The organism is Xenorhabdus griffiniae, from assembly GCF_015163655.1.
Taxonomy (GTDB): Bacteria; Pseudomonadota; Gammaproteobacteria; order Enterobacterales; family Enterobacteriaceae; genus Xenorhabdus; species Xenorhabdus griffiniae.
Genome location: NZ_JADEUF010000218.1, coordinates 1 through 2,261, shown reverse-complemented (window position 1 = coordinate 2,261; position 2,261 = coordinate 1). Strand labels below are relative to the sequence as shown.

The 2,261-nt window shown below is 36.8% G+C and carries 1 protein-coding gene and 1 pseudogene; both read right to left on the bottom strand.

Annotation, left to right across the window (positions count from 1 at the left end; translation table 11 throughout):
• Positions 1-165: 165 nt before the first annotated feature.
• Positions 166-1,800, bottom strand: a complete 1,635-nt coding sequence (locus tag IQ211_RS18905; RefSeq protein ID WP_189760533.1) for a cyclic peptide export ABC transporter — start codon at positions 1,798-1,800, stop codon at positions 166-168.
• A gap of 237 nt (positions 1,801-2,037) precedes the next feature.
• Positions 2,038-2,261: pseudogene (locus IQ211_RS18900) on the bottom strand (hypothetical protein); the annotation flags it as partial.

The following is a 2,261-nucleotide window of genomic DNA, read 5'->3' as shown; positions in this document are numbered from 1 at the left end:
ATTACACATTTCTAATAATGTTTTTCTAATGTATCTCATTTTATTATAGGAATTATGTAATAAATTTTATTACCGTTAGTGATTTTTTTCTCAGGTTTTTCTGGGTATATAAAGTGAAATAAGAGCCTGCTTTATCAGGCTCTCTGCGATAAGCTTTATTTCATTTTATTGAATATAATGGTCCTTGTGATCAACTTCTTTAATATGACCATCCTCTAATTTAATAATGCGGTCAGATATATTAAAGTAAGCATCGTCATGACTAATAACCAGGACAGTTTTACCTCTGGATTTTAATTCTGGCAGTAGCTCAGTATAGAATAAGCGTTTAAACACAGGGTCCTGGTCGGCGGCCCACTCATCAAACAGATAAATAGGGCGGTCTTCCAGGTAAGCTGAAACTAAAGCTAGTCGCTTACGTTGACCTGCGGAAAGATTTGTGGTGGAAAATCCGCCATCAACAATTTTAACTTTGTGCGCCATATTTAATGCTTCAATATAATGTGTGGCTTTTTCGGTAACATTCGCATCGCTATTGAGTAACTGCTCAAATAGATGGTAATCAGAAAAAACGGCCGCAAAATGTTGACGATAATGTTCATTATTTGCTGGTGTAACTTCCACACCATTTAATGAGATAGTACCGGATTCTTGCTCAAACAGGCCAACAAGCAACATAGCAAGTGTTGTTTTCCCACTGCCATTCCCACCGACAATAAAAACAATTTCACCTTGCGATATTTTTAAACTTAATGGGCCGAGTGCAAACTGGCGATCTTCTTTATCCGTTGTGTAATGGTGGACAACATCTTTCAGCTCAATCTCGATGGCTTGCTGCTTGTTAAATGGGTTGGGGCCTTCAATTTGTGCCGACAGGGCTTCTTCCAGTTGGCTGTCAAGACGCCGCATTTTATTTAATGAAACTTCTGCCTCTCTCAGCTCCGGAATTGCGCCAATAACTTCACTGATTGGGCCTGATAAGAACAGAACAAGCAACGATACAGTCACCAATGTTGATGGTTCCTGGGGAAGCCAAATCGGGACAACAAAAATAATAATACCAATCATGACATAAAATGTTACAGAACTGGCATTAATCACCCAGGCATAGCTGGAGTTCGCTTTAACACAGATCTCCTGAAACACTTTGGCAGCAGGTGCAATCACTTTATTAATGAAAAGATTTCCTTTTTGTTTATTGAGTTGCAGTTCTTTACTGCCATCAATCAGGCTTTGGAAATTAAGGTATATTTTATCTATTTGATCACGCATATCTGTCATTAATTGTAATGGATATTTTTCCCATAGATAAAACACATACATACCGATAAGGCTAAGTGCCGCTAAAATGAGAAACAGTTGCCATGACATCCAGGCTAAATAACCAAAACAGGCTATGATTAGGGTGATATTACCAAAAACAGAGGGGGCCAACATAAATGAGTGTACAAAAACATCGACGTCTTTGGTTAAAACCGCCAATAGACCGTGCCGCCCCAGTTTATGTAGTTTTTTAAGTGGTGCCCGCAAAATTTTATTACTTAAACTTAGACGTAATGAAAAAACCGTGGATTGGGCTAAATGCGATAATGTAATTTCTGACACGGTCTTAGTAATAAAAAAAATAAAACAGATACCAAAAAAGCTCCAAAGAAATGTAATCAGGTTAATTTCTTCTGTTACTCCTTGACTGATCATCCCAACTATCGAAGCACCGGCAAACCCACTAATTAATGCGCTTATTGTCGATACCAACAGTAATACCCAAGATTGACGATATAAATAAGCTATTAGAGTCATAAAAAACAAGCCATTTCGGAGGTTATAATTAATATGAAAATTCATATATCTGCTTACTCAATCCACTATGGTTATTTTTTTCCTATAAAACTGCAAGCGTGATTTATGGCATGGCAATATTAATAAATATAATTCTCAATGTTAATGGTAACTATTTGTGATTGTATAGATGAGTTATTTGAATGATGATAAAGGGGAGGCACAGTTATTAACAGATAAAAGTATTTTTCTACATGGCTAATTTTCTTCATAACGTAACCAGAACGGGAGTTCATTTGCCCCCAAAGCATCATATTCCTCAAGCGATCTGTCTATCTCGGTGATACAATATGGAATATCTGTCACAATCACCTTAACGGGACTATAAGTGCCGAAATCTTCATAAAATCCCTTAGCTGATATTATACAATGCTCAAGCCCTTCAAAATACTTTTGAAACTTTTGTAATAAATCTCCAGAAA

Excerpts from the sequence above, each read along its gene's own strand:
- IQ211_RS18905 (WP_189760533.1), bottom strand. The coding sequence starts at position 1,800 with ATGACTCTAATAGCTTATTTATATCGTCAATCTTGGGTATTACTGTTG.